Source organism: Breoghania sp. JC706 (genome assembly GCF_037026715.1).
GTDB lineage: Bacteria > Pseudomonadota > Alphaproteobacteria > Rhizobiales > Stappiaceae > Breoghania.
This window is the reverse complement of the sequence record NZ_JBANCG010000009.1, coordinates 65,811-84,346: the sequence shown is the minus strand read 5'-3', so window position 1 is coordinate 84,346 and position 18,536 is coordinate 65,811. Positions and strand designations below refer to the sequence as shown.

The 18,536-nt window shown below is 62.3% G+C and carries 13 protein-coding genes and 1 tRNA gene; 6 read left to right on the top strand and 8 right to left on the bottom strand.

Annotated elements, in window-relative coordinates; genetic code table 11:
• The first annotated feature begins 823 nt into the window (after positions 1–823).
• From V2L18_RS18815 to V2L18_RS18795, 5 genes are all read left to right on the top strand, one after another.
• The gene (locus tag V2L18_RS18815; RefSeq protein WP_336179856.1) at positions 824–4,051 is read left to right on the top strand and encodes a helicase-related protein; all 3,228 of its coding nucleotides are present in this window, start codon (positions 824–826) and stop codon (positions 4,049–4,051) included.
• Between the two features lie 44 nt (positions 4,052–4,095).
• Positions 4,096–4,497 carry an RNA-binding S4 domain-containing protein gene (locus V2L18_RS18810; RefSeq protein WP_336179855.1) on the top strand — a complete coding sequence of 134 codons (402 nt, stop codon included), beginning with the start codon at positions 4,096–4,098 and terminating at the stop codon, positions 4,495–4,497.
• A gap of 244 nt (positions 4,498–4,741) precedes the next feature.
• Positions 4,742–5,080, top strand: a complete 339-nt coding sequence (gene fdxA / locus V2L18_RS18805) for a ferredoxin FdxA (protein ID WP_336179854.1) — start codon at positions 4,742–4,744, stop codon at positions 5,078–5,080.
• A 516-nt stretch (positions 5,081–5,596) separates the two neighbouring features.
• The gene (locus V2L18_RS18800; protein ID WP_336179853.1) at positions 5,597–6,202 is read left to right on the top strand and encodes a CarD family transcriptional regulator; all 606 of its coding nucleotides are present in this window, start codon (positions 5,597–5,599) and stop codon (positions 6,200–6,202) included.
• Between the two features lie 810 nt (positions 6,203–7,012).
• On the top strand, positions 7,013–7,882 hold the full coding sequence (locus tag V2L18_RS18795; protein WP_336179851.1) for an RNA polymerase factor sigma-32: 870 nt from the start codon (positions 7,013–7,015) through the stop codon (positions 7,880–7,882).
• A gap of 103 nt (positions 7,883–7,985) precedes the next feature.
• On the opposite strand, the gene V2L18_RS18790 is transcribed toward V2L18_RS18795, so the two are convergent.
• Together V2L18_RS18790 and V2L18_RS18785 are read right to left on the bottom strand one after the other, a co-directional pair.
• Positions 7,986–9,416 carry a M48 family metalloprotease gene (locus V2L18_RS18790; protein ID WP_336179850.1) on the bottom strand — a complete coding sequence of 477 codons (1,431 nt, stop codon included), beginning with the start codon at positions 9,414–9,416 and terminating at the stop codon, positions 7,986–7,988.
• A 97-nt stretch (positions 9,417–9,513) separates the two neighbouring features.
• Positions 9,514–10,395: a hypothetical protein gene (locus V2L18_RS18785; protein WP_336179849.1), complete on the bottom strand. Its 882-nt coding sequence runs from the start codon at positions 10,393–10,395 to the stop codon at positions 9,514–9,516.
• A 198-nt stretch (positions 10,396–10,593) separates the two neighbouring features.
• On the opposite strand from V2L18_RS18785, the gene V2L18_RS18780 reads away from it, so the two are divergent.
• Positions 10,594–10,670: transfer RNA gene (locus V2L18_RS18780), tRNA-Arg, on the top strand.
• Between the two features lie 25 nt (positions 10,671–10,695).
• Here V2L18_RS18780 and V2L18_RS18775 read toward each other — a convergent pair.
• From V2L18_RS18775 to V2L18_RS18750, 6 genes are all read right to left on the bottom strand, one after another.
• A complete protein-coding gene (locus V2L18_RS18775) occupies positions 10,696–12,720 on the bottom strand; it encodes an ATP-binding protein (RefSeq protein WP_336179848.1) in 2,025 nt (674 codons plus the stop codon).
• A gap of 449 nt (positions 12,721–13,169) precedes the next feature.
• Positions 13,170–13,904, bottom strand: coding sequence for an ABC transporter ATP-binding protein (locus V2L18_RS18770; protein WP_336179847.1), 735 nt, complete (start codon positions 13,902–13,904; stop codon positions 13,170–13,172).
• 29 nt (positions 13,905–13,933) lie between these two features.
• Positions 13,934–14,692 (bottom strand): ABC transporter ATP-binding protein, encoded by a 759-nt coding sequence (locus tag V2L18_RS18765; protein ID WP_336179846.1) that lies wholly within the window; start codon positions 14,690–14,692, stop codon positions 13,934–13,936.
• Positions 14,693–14,701: 9 nt separating this feature from the next.
• Complete coding sequence (locus V2L18_RS18760) at positions 14,702–15,838, bottom strand: branched-chain amino acid ABC transporter permease (protein WP_336179845.1); 1,137 nt, start codon at positions 15,836–15,838, stop codon at positions 14,702–14,704.
• A 3-nt stretch (positions 15,839–15,841) separates the two neighbouring features.
• Entirely contained in the window at positions 15,842–16,858 is a 1,017-nt protein-coding gene (locus V2L18_RS18755; protein ID WP_336179844.1) for a branched-chain amino acid ABC transporter permease, read from the bottom strand.
• A 179-nt stretch (positions 16,859–17,037) separates the two neighbouring features.
• The gene (locus V2L18_RS18750; protein WP_336179843.1) at positions 17,038–18,378 is read right to left on the bottom strand and encodes a substrate-binding protein; all 1,341 of its coding nucleotides are present in this window, start codon (positions 18,376–18,378) and stop codon (positions 17,038–17,040) included.
• Positions 18,379–18,536: the final 158 nt, after the last annotated feature.

Below are 18,536 nucleotides of genomic sequence, written 5' to 3'. Positions count from 1 at the left end.
TCCGCAGAGCGCAGCTTCGTGCGGCGACGATGTCGCTCTACATGCTCCGAAATGGGACGAAACGGTTAACCGCGCTCTTGCCGGGCGCCTCGCCGAGGATGCGAGCACGCCTGCATGTTGGGACGCGGCAACCCCGGCCACTATATCTCGTAGGAACGAAGATGGAACATCGCGCGATCAGCGATTCGTGCATTCACTGTTCTCTCTTCCTTCGATTCCTTACGGAAGTTTCGGCCCGGATACCGGCACGCCTTAACGGAATTTTTCAGCTTGACGCGAATCTGTACCTTTACGGACCCGCAACAAGAACCTCCCCCTAAGATTCTGACGAGATTCAGCATTTGGTATCGTGTCGACAGATCGCCCCACGATCTCGTATGGAACAAATCCTGAATCTGTCCGTGTCATCGATTCGGTCTTTATTTGTTCAAGAGTCGTTCCCCTTTGCCTCGTGCACGCCCCCGGAACCATTGAGGTGACGGCCGCCGCGCCTGCTTCACGAAGCCGCTTCATTCTCTGCGTAAAAGAATGCGACAAGAACGCGACGCCTGTGCTAGATCAACGCGCCGGCAACCGCTCCCCCTGCCCGCAAGCCGTTGCCCGCTCAATTCCTGCCAGGCGCGGCAAGCAAGGGAACACGGAAGCAGAACGGCAGGTTAAGTCGGCCCGGCTGTGAAGACACACCGGGCAGCAATAGTCGAGCCGAAAGGGCGATTGGATCCGCACCAGACGAAGCGCGCCAGACCGCATTGGTCCGTGATGGACCGGGACAGGCGAACCCGCGACCACCAGATCTTCAAGTTTCATGCTCCGCAACCTGCAAATGCCGCTCCCGCCGGCCGTGCGTGCCCGTACCGTTACCGCGGTACTGGGCCCGACCAACACCGGCAAGACACACCTCGCCATCGAACGCATGCTGGCGCATCCGACAGGCATGATCGGCCTGCCGTTGAGGCTGCTCGCCCGCGAGGTTTACGGGCGCGTCGTGGCGCGGGCGGGTGAAGATTCCGTCGCCCTCGTCACGGGCGAAGAAAAGATCGTCCCGAAAAATCCGCGCTTCTGGGTCTCAACCGTGGAGGCGATGCCTCTCGACATCGAGACGGATTTCCTGGCCATAGACGAGGTGCAACTCGCCGGCGATTTCCATCGCGGCCACGTTTTTACCGATCGCATCCTTAACCTGCGCGGCAGCCACGAGACGCTGCTCCTGGGGGCGGCCACCATGCGGCCCATCCTGGAAAAACTGCTTCCCGGCCTCAACGTGGTGACGCGCCCGCGCATGTCAGTGCTCACCTATGCCGGTTCGCGCAAGATTACCCGCGTGCCGCCGCGCTCGGCCGTCGTTGCCTTTTCCGCTGACGAAGTCTACGCGATTGCCGAACTGATCCGCCGCCAGCGCGGCGGGGCGGCAGTCGTGCTGGGATCGCTGAGCCCGCGCACGCGCAATGCCCAGGTCGAGTTGTTCCAGTCCGGCGACGTCGATGTTTTGGTTGCGACCGACGCCATCGGCATGGGCCTGAACCTCGATGTTGACCATGTCGCCTTTGCGGCCGACCGAAAGTTCGACGGCTACCAGCACCGCAATCTGACACCCGCCGAAATCGGACAGATCGCCGGCCGTGCGGGCCGCCACATGCGCGACGGCACGTTCGGCGTCACCAGCCGCGTCGCCCCCTTCGACGACGAACTGGTCGAGCATCTGGAAACGCACCGTTTCCAGCCGGTCAAGATGCTGCAATGGCGCAACGCGGCACTGGATTTCGGCTCGCTGGAGGCCCTTCGGAACAGCCTCGACAAGGTTCCCGCCGAACCGGGGCTGACGCGCGCACCGGCAGCGGTGGACCAGATCGCACTTGAATTTTTGACCCGGGACGGGGATATCCGCGCACGAGCGGACCGTCACGAGCGGGTTTCGTTGCTTTGGGATTGCTGTCAGGTCCCCGATTATCGCAAGATCGCGCCGGCCAATCATGCCGATCTGGTTTCGACGATCTTCGCGTTCCTGATCGACGAAGGGCGGATCCCCGACGACTGGTTTGCCCGCCAGGTCGCCCATGCCGACCACATGGACGGAGACATCGACACGCTTGCCAACCGGATTGCACATATCCGGACCTGGACCTTCGTCGCCAACCGGCCGGACTGGCTCGGCGACCCGGCTCACTGGCAAGGTGTCACACGAGACGTGGAAAACAGGCTGTCCGACGCCTTGCACGAACGCTTGACCCAGCGTTTCGTGGACCGCCGGACCAGTGTATTGATGAGACGGTTGAGAGAGAACGCGATGCTCGAAGCGGAAATCACCGCAACAGGAGATGTGCTCGTCGAGGGCCAGCACGTCGGCCACCTCCAGGGGTTCCGCTTTGCACCGGACGCAGGCGTCGAAGGCAACGGCAGCCTGGACGCCAAGGCGCTTCGGGCAGCGGCATCCAAGGCGCTGGCGGGAGAGATCGAGGCCCGCGCGGAGCGCCTGTCGCAGGCGCCCAACACCGACTTCGCTCTCGCTTCCGACGGTGTCATCCGATGGAAGGGCGAAGTCGTCGCCAAGATCCTGGCCGGCGAGGACGTGCTGAAACCGGGCGTGCTTCTGCTTGCCGACGAATTGCTGGCAGGCCAGGGGCGGGAAAAAGTGCAGGCGCGCCTCGACCTGTGGCTAAAGACCCATGTCGAAACCCTGCTCAAGCCGCTTTTCGACCTGCGCGACGACAGCGAGATCGAGGGCATCGCCCGCGGTGTCGCCTTCCGTCTGGTGGAAGCGCTGGGCATTGTCGAGCGCCCCGAGATCGCCGAAGAGGTCCGCCAGCTCGACCAGCCGATGCGCGCGGTGCTGCGCAAGCTCGGCGTCCGCTTTGGCGCCTACAATATCTACATTCCGGCCCTGCTGAAGCCGGCGCCGAGCCAGCTCATCGCGAAGCTCTGGGCGCTGAAGAACGGCGATCTGGACATGCCGGGACTGGCGGAGCTGCCGCAGATGTCGGCCTCCGGCCGCACATCGATCCCGGTCGAACCGACCTTTGCAAAGCAGCTCTATCGGGCGGTCGGGTATCGCGTCTGCGGCGAGAGGGCCGTGCGCGTCGACATCCTGGAGCGACTGGCAGATCTTATCCGGCCGCTGATTTCCTGGCGCAAGACCGCGGCGGAAACCCAGCCGCCCCGACCCGAAGGGACCATCGATGAAGGCGGCGCGTTCACCGTTACCGTCGCGATGACGTCGCTTCTCGGCTGCTCGGGCGAGGACTTCAATTCGATCCTGAAGTCGCTGGGCTACCGCCTGGAACGCCGCGAGATCCCCAATCCCGCGCTGCAGCCGGCCGAAACCGCAGTGGTGGACGAGGCGAACACGCAGACCCAAGCGGCCCCCGAGGCGCCCTCCGCAGACGCAGCCGCCGCACCAGAGAGCGTTCACGCCGAGACCGCGCCCGATGGTCAGGCCCATGAAGTCGCGAGCACGGAAGGCTTGCCCGACGGACGGGCTGAGGAGCCTGCCGCGACTGCAGACGAACCAGAGCCAGTATCGGTCGCGGAAGCTGCGGCACCCGACGAAGCCGCACCAGCCTCTGACGCGACGACAGAAACCATGACGGAGCCGGCCTCGGACGGCGAAACAGCTGAAGCGGCTGCCGCCGCAGCCGAAGGGACTGTCGACGCCGAAAAGGCGGACGAGGAAATTCCCGCGACGATTACGGTCGAGATCTGGCGCCCGGGCCGCGGAGATCGGCGCCGCCATGGGGGTCGCCCGCAGCAACGGGGCCGCGGCGCCGAAGACGGGCAGGCCCAGCAGGGCCGCCCGAACCGGCGGAACGGCGACGGCAAGCGTCACGGCAAGGGCGGCCAGGGACACGGCGCTTCTGGCCAAGGCAATCAGGGCCAGGGCGGCGGACAGGCGAGAAGCGCTGGCGAAGGCCGCGGCCGACCCGGCAAGCCTGCCGGCGGAAAGCCGCACGGCGGCCCCCGCGAGGATCGCAAACCCCGCCGGATCGATCCCGACTCGCCCTTCGCCGCACTGGCGGCACTGAAGGCGAGCATGGAGAAACCGAAGGACGGGAAATAGGCTCAAGCCAACCCGGAAACAGCCCGGAAGCAGGAGTTGGAGAGATGGCTGGCACTGCGGAACAGGGCCGGCTGCGCATCGACAAGTGGCTATGGTATGCGCGCGTGACCAAATCGCGCTCGCTGGCCCAGAAGCTCGCGGCCTCCGGCCACGTGAGGCTCAACAAGGAACGTGTCACCGGTGCGGCACAGCAGGTGCGCATCGGTGACGTTCTGACGATCGCACTGGAGCGCCGCGTTCTCGTGCTGCGCATCCTCGCTCTCGGCAACCGCCGGGGGCCGGCACCGGAAGCGCGCCTTCTCTACGAGGATCTAAGCCCTCCGCCGGCTCCGCGTGCCGAAACGCCGCCGTCACCGGCCGTGCGCGAGGCGGGGGCCGGGCGACCCACGAAGAGGGATCGTCGGCAGATCGAGCGGTTTTTCGACGAGGGCGGGAGCGGGAATTGAAATCCGCGCCCGAAGGGCAGGCTCGCAGGTTGATCTTAACGTTCAAAACCGCTAGAGCGGCTTCGAGACCGGACAGGCCTCGGTATCCTGCCGATAGTTCCACCCGGAACCGACAAGAACCAACACCGGAGCCAGGGAATAAAACTCTCCGGAAACGGTATCTGCGAGCAATGTCTTTCTGGCGGTTACCGCCGTTTTCGCCGAAACATGCGGACCATGAGCCGCCGCCGAAGAGAGGGATGCGATGACCTACGTCGTCACCGACAATTGCATCAAGTGCAAGTACACGGATTGCGTGGAAGTTTGCCCGGTCGACTGCTTCTATGAAGGCGAGAACATGCTCGTCATCCATCCTGACGAATGCATCGACTGCGGCGTCTGCGAACCGGAATGCCCGGCGGAGGCGATCAAGCCCGATACCGAACCCGGGCTTGAGAAATGGCTGACGGTAAACGCCGAATACGCGGACAAGTGGCCCAACCTCACGGTCAAACGGGACGCGATGCCCGAGGCCGAAAAATTCGACGGTGAAACCGGAAAATTCGAAAAATATTTCTCCAGCGAGGCGGGCGAAGGGGACTGATACCACAGTCGCGCGAACTCGCGGCTGGCACGGTGGAGCCGCAGTGCAGGCTCCGCTGGTTCCGCCGCAAAGTCAGCCGCACGCATGCCCATCCTTCAGGATGCGCGACGTCATGACGCAGTCACAGGCTAGCGTTAACGATTTTGGCGCTGAACCTTTGTATTTTTCCAGATTCGTGCTATATAGGGGGTCTAGTCGCCTCGCCCTCGGATCATGTTCCTCCTAGCGGAGGTTTTTTTGTGGTCGTAATCCGAACCTGGTCAGACTGCCTTCTCGGTCTGCCGTATCATGTTCGGTTGGTCCTTGCCAAGCGGCCGCGTCAAAAGAACACGTCGTCATAAGAACTCATCTGGGAACGAGACGAATTTGATCACCCCATGGCACACAGTGCGCGCCCATCCGGGCTCCCTGCCCGGTTTCGACGCCATGTGCCTGTCCGTAGGAATTGATGCCCGCAAGGCGGCGCATCCCGACGCGCCTGTTCAAGGCCGTCTCTGCGCAGGAGTATAAGAGCGTATGGCAACCCCCGCGAAAAAGACCGCGCAGCGTCAGGGATTCAAGACCGGCGAGTTCATCGTCTATCCGGCTCACGGCGTTGGACAGATCACCGCCATCGAGGATCAGGAAGTCGCCGGCCTCAAGCTGGAACTGCTTGTCATCAACTTCGAGAAAGACAAGATGACCCTGCGCGTTCCGGTCGCCAAGATCGCTTCGGTGGGCATGCGCAAGCTCGCGGATGCTCCTACGGTCAAGAAGGCGCTGGAGACGGTTCGCGGGCGCGCTCGCGTGAAGCGCACCATGTGGAGCCGTCGCGCGCAGGAATACGAAGCCAAGATCAATTCCGGCGACCTGATCGCCATCGCGGAAGTGGTACGCGACCTCTACCGTTCCGACAGCCAGCCGGAGCAGTCCTATTCCGAGCGCCAACTCTACGAAGCTGCGCTGGACCGGATGGCGCGCGAGATCCAGGCCGTCAACCGGTCTTCGGAGACCGAGGCGATCCGGCAGATCGAGCAGAACCTCGCCAAGGCGCCCAAGCGCGGAGGCAAGGCCGAGGAGTCTGCTGAAGCCGAGGCGTCTTCCGAAGACGGCGACGACGTCGAACAGGAAGAAGCGGCCTGATCTTTCAACGGTTCGACCGAAGCGCCGATCCGGGCGGCATTTGACCAATGAATCGTGCCGGTTCGATGAAAGGCGCGTGAGTTGCGAGCGGCGGGGGCAGCACCTCCGCCGTTTTCTATTGGAAAAGGCCGTTGCGGCGGCGGATCCGAATTGGATCACAATTTCGCGAAATCACGTCCACAAACAAGGTTTTTCCTTAACTACGGCATTTCTCTAAAGCTACATTTTCTTGTTCCCGCCGCATTTTCGCTTAACCTGAAGATCACCCGCAAGTTGCGATCAACGTCGATCGAAAATGCGGCGAGTCATGGCTGAGGCGCCCGTATCAGAGGGGCCATACGGCACCGAAAGCCAACGGATCGAACGTCAGCGGGCCACAAGCCGGCGGCAGAAGATCCGCCCGCCTGAGAACTCCGACGCTGCCGCGTCAAGCCACGGCCGTGCATCCGGATGCCGCGAGCAATCGCCCGCCCCGTCCGCCCGCCAGTTCCCGGCCATCAACCCCGGCTCCATGGCCCGCGAATGTTGCCCGCGCATATTCAGCTCTGCGGGAAGCAACCGCGCCGCCAAATGTCGAATGCAGTGGAAACGATTCCACGTTCTGAGAGTTTGAGATGTGAGTTGATCCGTTTTGTCGCGTTCGAGCGCGCGCGGCACCCGGTTTTCTGACATTGGCTTCGGACCGCCGGGCCCGGCCGACTTGTGAAACTCATGACGCGCTGCCCCCCGCTCAAAGGCATCGCCGCACTCCGGATCACCGGGGACATGCGACGGGTTTTTGGGGCAAGTCAGGACCTACGGAGAACTGGAATGCAACATCCGGTCAGTCCTCGGCGACAATTCGTACGCGCAGCCATGGCCGCGCCCTATCTCACTCGCGAGGAAGAACACGCGCTCGCTCTGCGGTGGCGAGACGAGCAGGATACGAACGCGCTCGACCGCCTGACGACGGCACACATGCGCCTCGTCATCGCACTTGCTGCCAAGTTCCGCTACTTCGGCCTGTCCATGAGCGACCTCATCCAGGAAGGGCATGTCGGCCTTCTCGAAGCAGCCGCCCGGTTCGACCCAGACCGAGAGGTCCGCTTCTCCACCTATGCAAGCTGGTGGATCCGCGCATCCGTGCAGGATTTCATCCTGCGGAACTGGTCGATCGTACGCGGCGGCACCTCGTCCACGCAAAAGGCGCTTTTCTTCAACCTACGTCGGCTGAGGGCGAAACTCGCCACGGGCGCGGAAGGCAAGTCGGGCCAGGAGCTTTATGACGAGATCGCCGAAGCGATGGGTGTCGATTCCAAGGACGTCGCATTGATGGATTCGCGTCTCTCTGCACCGGACACTTCTCTCAACGTGCCGGTGCTTGACGACAGCGGCACCGGAAGCGACCGCCAGGATTTCCTCGTCAGCGAGGAACCATTGCAGGACGAAGTGGTGGGAGGTGCAATCGACGAAGAACGCCGCCGCGCATGGCTGACGAAAGCCCTCGGCGTTCTGAGCGAGCGCGAGCTGAAGATCGTGCGCGAACGCCGGCTTTCCGAAGAAGGCGCCACCCTGGAGTCACTGGGCGAAAAACTCGGCATATCGAAGGAACGCGTGCGCCAGATCGAAGTGCGCGCGCTGGAAAAGCTTCGCGCGGCGCTTGTGGCGGATCACCCCGGCATCGTCAGTACCGCGAGTTGAACGCCTATCACGGGCAGGGAGACCGAAGGCGCGGCCGGGCACTCTCTCCCGATCGATAAAATCGAGCCGGCCAGACGATATGTCGGCCGGCTCGCGATCGGTCTCAATCCACGATCAGCTTCACCGACTGACCGATCGTCAACCGCGTATCCTCATCAAGCCCGTTGAGCAGCGTGAAAAGTTCCACGCGCCTTGACGGATCGACGCCGCTCATACGCCGGGCGAGATCGTGCACCGTCTGCCCGCCGGAAACCGTGACGATCCTGATCGTCAGGGGTCGCAGCCGCGCCTGTTCGGTCAGGCTCAATTGCCGGAAGCTCTTGAACGTCTCCTCAAACGAGGCAAGAAAGGCTTCCGTCGGCTCTCTCGTCGCAAGAATGAATCGGTAGACCGTTTCTCCCTTGCGCACGAGACCGATGCGGAATGACCATCCCTCGGCCAGCGCGGTGGCGGTGATCGCCGGCAGGCCATTGACCGTCGTCTGCCGGATCGAATTTTCGACCAGCCCGTTTATCCAGCCTGAACTTATGTAGTCCGAAAGGCTTTCCGAGGATGCCAGTTCGGCGCCGTCGAAACGCAACGCCGTTCCCTTTCCGTCACTGGCAAGCACAGCCTGCGGCGTGTTTTCCAACGTAAACCCGTCCGGGACGGTGAAGCCGATGCCCAGCGCTTTGTGCAGGAAGGAACGGCCGCGCACGAAGCCCTGCAGCGGATCATCGCCGTAGAGCATGCCGTCGAGCTTGGAGAGATAGGCATCGCGATCCTGTTCGCCGATGCCGGGGGCCCCAAACTGCCGCGCTTCGCGGACGGCACGCGCGATGCGGCTCGGCGTCGCGGGATGCGTGGAGAGAAAGTCCGGCGCCGCCTTGGCGTCTCCCCGTGCGCTCGTATAATCGGCAAAGCGACCCATGGTCTTCAGGAATCGGGCCGCAGCATAGGGATCGTAGCCGGCTTTCCCCAAGGTGCGCACGCCGATGGCATCGGCCTGGAGTTCCTGCACCTGTGTGAAACGGGCGAGGGACCGTTGCGACGACTCAACCGCGGCTTCCACCTCTTCCGGATCGTCAACAATGTTCGTGACGACCTTGCTCGCAAGAGCGGCCGCCTCCTCCTGCTGCTGACGTGCGGCACCATGGTGGGCCGTGACATGCGCCATTTCGTGCGCGAGCACGGCTGCGACTTCGGAAGTGTCGTTGGCCAGAGCGAGAAGACCGCGCGTGACATAGAGGTATCCCCCTGGCAGCGCGAACGCATTGATGGCAGGCGAATTGAGGATCGTGACCTTGTAGGCCTGGGACGGATCCTGTGAAGCGGCGACCAGACGGCCGACCGCCTTCGCAACGGCCTCCTCCGCTCCCGCATTCTTGTAGACGCCACCATAGCTCGCCACGACGCGCGGATGCTCGCGCGCGCCGATTGAGGATTCGGCGTCGGACCCGAAGAAAACGCGGGTGTTGTTGTTGAGCGGAATCTTGCTGGAACTGGTCAGCTGGCAACCGGCAAGGCCCGCCGCCAGCACAGCGACGAAAATCATGCGCGCACAGGACCGCAAACGGCGAGGGAACCCCGCCGCCGATACATGCGTGCCCTGTCCTTTCCCCGGCCACCGGCCTTTCAACTGAGCCGAAATCCTAGCCACCTCTTCCAATCACTTCGATCGCATCCGGAAACCGGACGTCGATGACCGCACCATTCCAGCGTTCAAGCCAGCCGCGCACGCGAATGTAACGCCCAACGAGCGCTTCGGGATCCCTTCCGGCCGCGCGAAACACATCCGCCTTGTCGGCAGGAATTGTTACCGTAAAATCGCGTGACCAGTCGCGTCCGAAATTCAGATAGTACCTGCGCGATGTCGCGCCAACGGAAACCACAATTCCGGCGACAATACGATAAGCTCCTGCCCGTTCGGCAAGTTTAGGATCCCGTGCAGACAGGATACGGTGCCCGGGCTTGCGCCAAAGCCCCCGACCGGCCCGCCGCGCAGTGTTCTCGTCACGATAAAGCGCAGCCGCGCAGCCGGTGGCCGAGCCCTCGGGCATCACACTTGCCGCACCTGTCGCGATCAACTCTGCCTGCAGCCAGGCGGGCATCTGCCGGTTGACCATATGCGGGACGGAAGCCGTTCCGTTCGGTGCCTGTCCTGAGTTTGTAGACCGGGCTGTGAGTTCGACATGCGCGACAAGACGTTGCCACCGATCCGTTCTGTTCGAGATCGGATGCAGCAGCACGGATTTGCCCATCCATCGCCGCACAACCTGATCCAATGAGGCATCCTGTTCCCGAACCGGGACTGCGACGTCGGCGAGGCGAACGTTAACGGTGCGACCGGCCTGCCTGTCGTCGAAGACCTTGAGACTTCCGTCCGGGTTCAGGCCGGCAACGACGCCTGCCCTTGGCGTATCGATGCGACATGGCTCCGGCAAAGGTCCAGCCACCGCCGTCAACGAAGAAAACCCGATCGACAGCAACACGGTGCAGGCGCCTGGCTGTATGAAACGGCGCGGCAATTCCATGAAACAAGACCCGATGCTGCTTGCCTCACCTCCTGAAAGCGAAGAATGCGGAGATAAAGCCGCCTGCGAAAAAACCTCCGGACGCCCCCTCGCGGAAAGCTCTGCAAAGTGCTTCCCGCCACGTGCAACGTTCATCCAAACATGCTACACGGGATTTCAAAATCCCGACGCTGGCATCATCCGCCGGTCGTTTCTCGGGGCCCCGTAGCTCAGCAGGATAGAGCATCAGATTCCTAATCTGAGGGTCGCGCGTTCGAATCGCGCCGGGGTCACCACCCTCCCCCCCTCGACGAAACACGATCAATTCGCAGTATTCGTCTTGACCGGTCCGAGTTCGAATTCCGGAATGTGGACCGTGAACGTCGCCCCCTCGCCTGGCCGACCTTCGGCAACAAGCCGCCAACCGTGTCGGCGGGCAACCATGTCGCAGATTGCAAGGCCAATGCCGCTGCCGGGAATCTCCTGACGCCGATGCAGCCTGCGAAACGGCTGCAGAATGGTCTCCGCATATTGCGGCTCAAATCCGATGCCGTTGTCATCGATAGCGACCTGGAGGCGGCGTTTTTCCCCCTCTCCCACCCGCGCGCAGATCAAAACGCGTGGCGCACGCGCCGAGGAACGGTATTTCAAGGAATTGCCGATCAGATTGCGAAACAGCTGCATGACAGCCGTTGGGTCGCCCGAAATCACCACCTGCGGAATGTCGATCATGATTTCCGCGTCGTGCGCCGCCTCTTCCTGACGGATTTCCTCGACGAGCCCTTCCACCATACGGCCCAGATCGATCGGCTCACGCAAGAGACTTTCGCTGCTGGAGCGAGAGAACGTCAACAGGTCGGAAACGAGGCGGGAGGCGCGTCGGGAAGCGCTTGCCAATACCTCCAGCGCATAATCGACATCATCCTGATTTTCTTCGACCAGGGCCCGTTGCAGCATTTCCGAGAAATACCGGATCTTGCGCAACGGTTCCTGCATGTCATGAGACGCGATCGATGCGAAATTCTGCAAGTTCTGGTTGAGGAGTTCCAGTTCGGTATTGCGTTGTTCGACGCGGGAGCGCGCTTCGTTGCGTTCTCCAAGGTCCGTCACCGCAACGATCACACGGGCATAGGGTTGACGAATGATGGCGATTTCGACGTCGATCGGCCGGCCCTGCCGCGTCGACATCACCAGCGGGATTCCCCCGGTGCGCGCGAATGCTCCCCCGACGGGATCTGTCGCGGCGTCGGCCGCCTTGCGCATCTCCTGCGGCACGAGTTCGTGGAAGGAGCGCCCGACCAGTTCCAAACGCCCATATTCGAAATGGCGCAGGAACTGATCCGTCGCATCGCCGATGACACCGCGCCAATCAAGCATCAACAGCTTCGCCGGTGCGACGCGAAAGGCTGCCTGATAACGATCTTCGGCCGTGATTTCGCGCTGTCGTTCCCGACCACGCCGGTCCGCTTCCGTTGCCGCAACGGCCGCCACAGCATCACCGCGCTGTGCCGATAGCCCACCGGGAGGAATATGACCGGCAATGATCTGCGCAATGGCCGACAATCCAATCCGCGAAGCCGCCTCAAAAGGACGTATCGTCCCGGACCTGTTTCCAAAAAGCACCGTCCCGCCTGCTTGCCCCGGGATACGAACGGGCGCTGAAACGAACCGCCACATGCCCTGATCCCCTCCCGAGGAGGGCGGACTATCCCCCGACGGGCGGGCTGATTTCGCAAGTGAGCCGGCAAGCCCCACGACTTCCCGTGCGAGGTCCTCCATCCGCGTCCGGTCCTCGCCATGAGCATCGGAGACCTGTCGGGAATCCAGACAAACCTCAAAACGCCCCGTCCCATCTGGCAGGCACAGTGCGCCGAAATCCGTGCCGAAATAGTCGCTTCCCAATGCCAGAACGGCGGCGATCCACGATTCGATCGGCTCATTTGCCTCAATGCTGCACGCGTCGATAGCATCCAGGAAATCGAGCAGCCTGGCACTTGTCGCCCGCGGCTGGACATGACCGAGCTTGCCGAGGCAACGACCTTCGTCATCCATGATATTGAAGGACGAGATAACCGTATCGAGCGTGCTGCGCCCATTGCGGCGCAACTTCCCCGGGACCGGCGGCGACCATCCCGACGGCAGCAAGCCTCCGGTTTCCGGCCCCGGCAGCTCCGGCCACCCGACGAAGTGCGAGGCGTCTTTGCCAATCAATTCAGTCGGCGCAAAGCCCGAGAGCTGTTCGAACAGAGTATTGGTAAAAACGATGAGACCCGCAGCATCGAGGACGACAATAGCGTCCGGAAAATTCTGGAACGCCTCAATGTACCACTGAACATCCCTGGACACGTGGGCTCCCCGGTGCAGGGTCACTTTCTGATCTTGTCCATGTTAACATTTCAGGAGAAAAAGAGTCCTACGCAGGAATACGCAATGTCATAATTTCATAGGAGGCCGACGAAAAACTCAAGGGAATGCGCGAGAGAAAACCTTCCGAGCGAGAAATTTTGCCGACGAAAGTTCGGATTGAGGACATCCGCGACCAAAGCGCCGCGGGCCTCAATTCCATATGGCTCCAGATCCACACCGTGCGGGCATGCCAACCGGACCGTTCCGACCCTTTCCGCGGACGAACTGACGTCGGAACCAGAGATATCGGCCCCCCTCCTGACGAGACGCTGATGCGCGATACCGCAACGACCGAATCGACTTGGCGAAGCGCCAAGGCCTACCCCCGCCCCAATGCGGGCCGCGATCGCCAAAGAACGTTGCGGCCCGCATCCTGCAAGTCCCGGTCGTCACACTGCCAGGTATTCGTGGCGCAGCTCTTCGTTCTCGAGCACCTCGCGCGCCGCACCTTCGAAGACCACTTGCCCCATATCGAGAATGATCGCCTTGTCGGCGAGTTTCAGAGCCGCAACCGCATTCTGTTCGACGATAATCGTGGTAATGCCGAGATCTTTCACCCCGGAAACGATTTTCTCGATCTCTTGAACGATCACCGGTGCCAGCCCTTCATAAGGCTCGTCCAGCAGCAGCAACTTCAGATCCCGCGCAAGAGCCCGAGCAACCGCGAGCATCTGCTGCTCGCCGCCTGACATGGTGACGGCCTCCTGCCGACGCCGCTCGGCGAGACGCGGGAAATGTTCGTAGATGCGCTCGATCTCCCAGCCTCGCGGCTCGGCAACCTGCGAGAGGATCAGATTCTCCTCGACAGTCAGCCCCGAAATAATGCGGCGGTCTTCCGGAACGAGTTGCACCCCGACGCGCGCCGCCTCATGCGACTTCATCGGATGAAGGGCATGACCCGCAAGCCAGATTTCGCCACGCTTCAGTTCGGGCGCGTCGGTGCGCGCGATCGTGCGCAAGGTGGACGTCTTGCCGGCACCGTTGCGCCCGAGAAGCGCGACGATTTCCCCCTCGGCGATATCGAAGGACACGCCCTGCACGATATAGCTTTCACCGTAGTAGGAATGGACATCCCGCACCGAGAAGAACGGACGAGCCGCCGCGGCGGGCTGCGCCTCGCGCATGGAGGAGGCTTCTGCGGTTATCGCGCTCATTACTGTGCCTCCCCGAGATAGGCTTCCTTGACCTTCGGATCGTTGCGGACCTCCTCAGGCGTCCCTTCGGCGATGATGCGGCCTTGCGCAAGGACCGAAATTCGATCGGCCAGACTGAAGACCACATGCATGTCGTGCTCGATGATGACCTTCGTCATACCGCGTTCCTTGATCTTCTTCAGAAGATCGATAGTCCGGTTGGTATCGTGCCGCGACATGCCGGCGGTCGGTTCGTCGAGCAGCAGAAGACGCGGATGCTGGACGAGCCCCATGGCCAGTTCCAGCCGACGCTTGTCGCCGCGTGACAGGCTCGCCGCCTCCTGGTCCTTCTTCTCGATGAGCCCGATATCTTCCAGAACGCTTTCCGCCTCCGCGCGGATCCCGCTTTCGCGGGCAAGACCTGACCAGGCGTTCAACCTGAAGGCCCCGTCCCGCTTTGCGAATGCTGGAATCATCACGTTGTGGAGCAGGCTCAGATCGGGGAAGATCTCCGGGGTCTGAAACACCCGGGCAACGCCAAGCTGGTTGATCTCGTGCGGCTGACGTCCGGTGAGCGCCTTGCCATTAAAGATCACGGCGCCGGAATCCGGCACGATGCGGCCCACGCAGACATTCAGCAATGTCGACTTGCCTGCTCCGTTCGGCCCGATGATCGCGTGCGTCTTGCCCTCCTCAATCTGCAGATCGATGTTGGAGAGCGCCCGCAAGCCGCCGAAACTCTTGTCGACGTCCGCCACATGCAAGACGATGTCGTTCATGATCCCCCCTCATTCCGCCGGTTGCGCCGCGCGCTCCGGGCTTTCGGGCCCTTCGCGACGGAACAGTTTCAACAGCCGGCGGAAGCCTTCCATGACCCCGCCGGGCAGGAAGATGACGACCAGCATGAAAAGGAGCCCGAGCGTCAGTTGCCAGCCTTCTCCGACGAACAGGCTGGTGACCGACACGACGAAGTTCTCGACGCTGTCGGGCAGTCCAGAGAAAATCTCATGCAGCACCCGCTCGTTGTAAGCTGAAAAGATGTTCTCGAAATACTTGATGATGCCGGCACCGAGAAGCGGTCCCAGCAGCGTGCCGGCACCGCCGAGGATCGTCATCAGAACCACCTCGCCCGATGCCGTCCACTGCATGCGTTCCGCACCCGCGAGCGGATCGGTGACGGCGAGCAGAGAGCCAGCGAGCCCCGCATACATGCCCGAGACCACGAAGGCGGCAAGCGTGTAGGGCCGGGTGTTGAAGCCAGTGTAGTTCATCCGGTTCTGGTTCGACTTGATTGCTCTCAGCGCCATGCCGAACGGCGAGCGGAAGATCCGGAGCGCAAGGAAGAACGCGATGATCAGTACGACGGCGCAGACATAGAACCCGCTCCATCCGATCGTCTCGATGCCGAAAAACGAGGGCGCCGGAAGGCCCGATTCCGCGATGCCGAGCGCATGGTCGATGACGCGCGGATCGTTCTGCGAAAGCTGCAGGCCCGTTTCGCCGTTGGTTATAGGCGTCAGCACAGAGTAGGCGAGATTGTAGGACATCTGCGCGAAGGCGAGCGTCAGGATCGAGAAATAGATGCCCGAGCGGCGCAGCGACACATAGCCGATGAATAGCGCGAACAATCCGGCGATTACCACACCGAAAAAGATGGCCGGCACCACGTTCATGCTGAGGAGCTTGAACGTCCACACGGCAGCGTAGGACCCGACGCCGAGGAAGGCGGCATGGCCGAAGGACAGATAGCCCGTCAGGCCGAACAGGATGTTGAAGCCGATGGCGAAGATCCCGTAGATCGCGATCTTCTGCAGAAGATCCGGATAGCCGGCGCCGATCGGGGCAAGCCAGATCGGCATGGTCAGCACCACCAGGGTGAAGACCGCCATCAGGACCATGTCGTTACGCAGGAAATTGCTGTTCATGGCTTAGCTTTCCATCACCCCGCGACGTCCCATCAGACCGCGCGGCCTGACGAGCAGGATCACGACGGCGACGAGATAGATGATGATCTGGTCGATGCCCGGCAGAATGTCCTTCACTTCCGTCATCGAGGCGAAGGACTGCAGGATGCCAAGAAGGAAGCCGGCGGAAACGGCGCCAGGCAGGGAGCCCATGCCGCCGACCACGACCACGACGAAGGACAGCACCAGGAATTCCATGCCCATGTGATAGTCGGGAGGCAGGATCGGCGTGTACATGACCCCGGCGAGCCCGGCAACGATGGCAGCGATGCCGAAGACCACGGTGAACCGCCGCTCAATGTTGATGCCAAGAAGGCCGACCGTCTCCCGGTCCTGCATGCCAGCGCGCACCACCATGCCGTATGTCGTGAACTGCAGGAACGAGAAGACGGCCGCGATCACCAGAAGCGAGAAGGCGAGATAGATGAGCCGCCACCACGGATAGACCACCGCCGCCCCGAGCCCGATCCATTCGCCGATGCTTGCGCTCCCCGCCACCGCTTCCGGAGCGCCGGTCGGTATCGGGTTGGCGCCGAATGCCGTCTTCACGATCTCCTGCAGCACGATGGCAAGCCCGAACGTGACGAGAATCTGCTCGGCATGGCTGCGCTTGTAGAAAAAGCGGATTAGGCCGCGCTCCATCACCAGACCGATCACCAGCATGACGGGGATCGCAAGGAGGATCGACAACGGCACGGCGTAATCGATGATCGCCTTGCCCGTGTCGCCGAACCAGACCTCCAGATAGGGGATCTCCTTGTAGGCGTCGAAGAAGGTCACCCCCTCGTCCTTCACCTTCACGGAGAGCGTGAGCAGCTTCTGCAACGTCACCGCGCAGAAGGCGCCCAGCATGAACAGGGCACCGTGGGCGAAGTTGACGACGCCGAGCGTGCCGAAAACCAGAGTCAGACCAAGGGCAATAAGGGCGTAGGCTCCGCCCTTGTCGAGACCGTTGAGAAGCTGGAGTACGAACGCATCCATAGGGTTACGCCGATATTTGGTGGATGTCGGGAAGCGGCCGCCATGCGCAGGACCTTGCGGATCTGTCCGCACGCAAGTCCGGCATCAATCGCGGAGCACGTGAGAGCCGGCCGCCCCGCCACCTGCCCGCCCCATGGGAACAGGCAAGCGCCGGCAGGCGGCCGGCCGCCTTCGCATAATCAGCTGCAGGTGCCGAGTTCGCCGCCGAAGATCGTCGGATCGTAGGTGACGGCCTCCGCCGGCACTTCCTTGACAACCTTGAGGAGATCGAACTGGCTCGACGGGTTCTCGTTGCCGCGCACCACCAGGACGCTCTTGAAGCACTGGTGATCGGCACCGCGATAAAGCGTCGGGCCGTTGCCCATGCCGTCGAACTCGAAGTCTTCAAGCGCCTTGATGACTTCGCAGGGATAGAACGTCCCGGCCCGCTCGCAGGCGTCCGCATAAAGCAGCGTCTGGACGTAGCAGGTGTGCGCGGCCTGGGACGGCGGGAAACCGTATTCCTGGCCGAACGACTTGACGAAGGCTTGCGAGGCGGCGTCCTGCAGCGACCAATTCCAGTTGGTGGTGCCGAGTATTCCCTTGATCGCGTCACCCGCGCCCTGCGCCATCAGACGCGAGAACAGCGGCACGATGATCTCGAACTTCTTGCCGTTGACCATCTTGTCCTTGAGCCCGAACTGAACGGCCTGGGTCAGAGAATTGACCATGTCCTTGCCGTAGTGGTTCAGGATCAGAACGTCGGCGCCGGAATTGAGCACGGGCGTGATGTATTGCGAGAAATCGCCGGCACCGAGCGGCGTGCGGACGGTTGCGACCGTTTCCCAGCCGAGAGCCTCGGTGGTGTTCTTGATCGACTCTTCCTGCGTCCAGCCCCAGGTGTAGTCCGCCGTCAGATGATAGGCGCGGCGATCGGTGCCCATCTCTTCCTTCAGCACCGGACCGAGCGCGGCGCCCGACATGTACGCGTTGAAGAAGTGCCGGAAGCCGTACTTGCGCTTGTCCTTACCCGTGGTGTCGTTGGAGTGGGTCAGGCCAGCCATGAAGATGATGCCCATCTCCTGGCAAAGCGACTGCACCGCGACCGCGACGCCCGACGAGGAGCCGCCGGTGATCATGATCGCGCCGTCCTTCTCCACCATGCGCTTGGCGGAGGAGCGCGCCGCATCCGACTTGGTCTGGGTATCGCCGGTGACGTATTCCACCTTCTTGCCGAGCACGCCGTTGCCCTTCAGCGCAAGCGGCTTCATCGTCTGCAACATGCCGCCGTCGCCCTCGCCGTTGAGGTGCTTCACGGCAAGCTGGTAGGCGCGCAGCTCATCTGCGCCTTCATCGGCATAGGCGCCGGTCTGCGGCACGTTGAAACCGAGCGTGACGGAGCTCTTGTTGGTCGGATCGTTTGCGAAGTTCTGCGCCCAGGCGCCGCGCGAGAAGATGGTCGGGGTGGCAAGCACGAGGCCGGACGCCGCGGTCGCCCTGAGAAGGCTACGACGGTTTATGGAAGTAGTAAGGTCTTTCATGAATTCCTCCCGAAAGGCTCAAAAGCCGAATTCCGCGCCTCGCTGCCGTGTCGTTTCCTCCAAACGTCACGAGCCGGCCCCTCCAGACCACGGCGCAGAGGCATAATACATAGAGAATTGGAACGGCCGCGTGCAATACGACCTTTGGCGCGGAGAAA

What these genes read in the sequence shown, in the direction of transcription:
- V2L18_RS18760 (WP_336179845.1), bottom strand. Translation starts at nt 15,838, where the DNA reads ATGAACAGCAATTTCCTGCGTAACGACATGGTCCTGATGGCGGTCTTC.
- V2L18_RS18785 (WP_336179849.1), bottom strand. Translation starts at nt 10,395, where the DNA reads ATGGAATTGCCGCGCCGTTTCATACAGCCAGGCGCCTGCACCGTGTTG.
- V2L18_RS18765 (WP_336179846.1), bottom strand. Translation starts at nt 14,692, where the DNA reads ATGAACGACATCGTCTTGCATGTGGCGGACGTCGACAAGAGTTTCGGC.
- V2L18_RS18800 (WP_336179853.1), top strand. Translation starts at nt 5,597, where the DNA reads ATGGCAACCCCCGCGAAAAAGACCGCGCAGCGTCAGGGATTCAAGACC.
- V2L18_RS18755 (WP_336179844.1), bottom strand. Translation starts at nt 16,858, where the DNA reads ATGGATGCGTTCGTACTCCAGCTTCTCAACGGTCTCGACAAGGGCGGA.
- V2L18_RS18750 (WP_336179843.1), bottom strand. Translation starts at nt 18,378, where the DNA reads ATGAAAGACCTTACTACTTCCATAAACCGTCGTAGCCTTCTCAGGGCG.
- fdxA (WP_336179854.1), top strand. Translation starts at nt 4,742, where the DNA reads ATGACCTACGTCGTCACCGACAATTGCATCAAGTGCAAGTACACGGAT.
- V2L18_RS18815 (WP_336179856.1), top strand. Translation starts at nt 824, where the DNA reads ATGCCGCTCCCGCCGGCCGTGCGTGCCCGTACCGTTACCGCGGTACTG.
- V2L18_RS18810 (WP_336179855.1), top strand. Translation starts at nt 4,096, where the DNA reads ATGGCTGGCACTGCGGAACAGGGCCGGCTGCGCATCGACAAGTGGCTA.
- V2L18_RS18790 (WP_336179850.1), bottom strand. Translation starts at nt 9,416, where the DNA reads ATGATTTTCGTCGCTGTGCTGGCGGCGGGCCTTGCCGGTTGCCAGCTG.
- V2L18_RS18770 (WP_336179847.1), bottom strand. Translation starts at nt 13,904, where the DNA reads ATGCGCGAGGCGCAGCCCGCCGCGGCGGCTCGTCCGTTCTTCTCGGTG.
- V2L18_RS18795 (WP_336179851.1), top strand. Translation starts at nt 7,013, where the DNA reads ATGCAACATCCGGTCAGTCCTCGGCGACAATTCGTACGCGCAGCCATG.